This window comes from Streptomyces sp. SID3212 (assembly GCF_009865405.1).
Classification (GTDB): domain Bacteria; phylum Actinomycetota; class Actinomycetes; order Streptomycetales; family Streptomycetaceae; genus Streptomyces.
This window is the reverse complement of the sequence record NZ_WWJY01000163.1, coordinates 1-368: the sequence shown is the minus strand read 5'-3', so window position 1 is coordinate 368 and position 368 is coordinate 1. Positions and strand designations below refer to the sequence as shown.

Annotated in this window: 1 pseudogene; it reads left to right on the top strand. The window is 78.5% G+C overall.

What is annotated here, in order from left to right:
* Window positions 1-69: 69 nt before the first annotated feature.
* A pseudogene (locus GT042_RS04410) lies at window positions 70-368 on the top strand (hypothetical protein); the annotation flags it as partial.

Genomic DNA, 368 nt, shown 5'->3' with positions numbered 1-368 from the left:
GGTGCGGGTGCCGGTCGCGGTCCCGCGTCCGTACGGGAAGCCGGACCCGCTCCCGTTCCCGGGCGTCCCGTGTCCGGGGCGGCGCATGCCGCGCCGGCCGCCGCCGGGTCCGTGCCGGGAGCGCTGGACGAGACCCTCATATCCGCGCCTCTCTCCTTCCCTTCGCCGGGCCGTCCTCCGGCCGACCCGGCCGACCTTCCCGACGACGCGACCATCGGCCTCCGTACGGACGATCTGCGGCGTGCGACCGCGGCACTGTCCGCCGAGGCCGCCACCTCCGGGCAGGAGCAGGGCGGTTCCGGGCCGGCCGGTTCCGAGCGGGGCGGGCGCGCGGAGCGCCGTAAAGCCGCCAAGGGCGGCCGGGGACG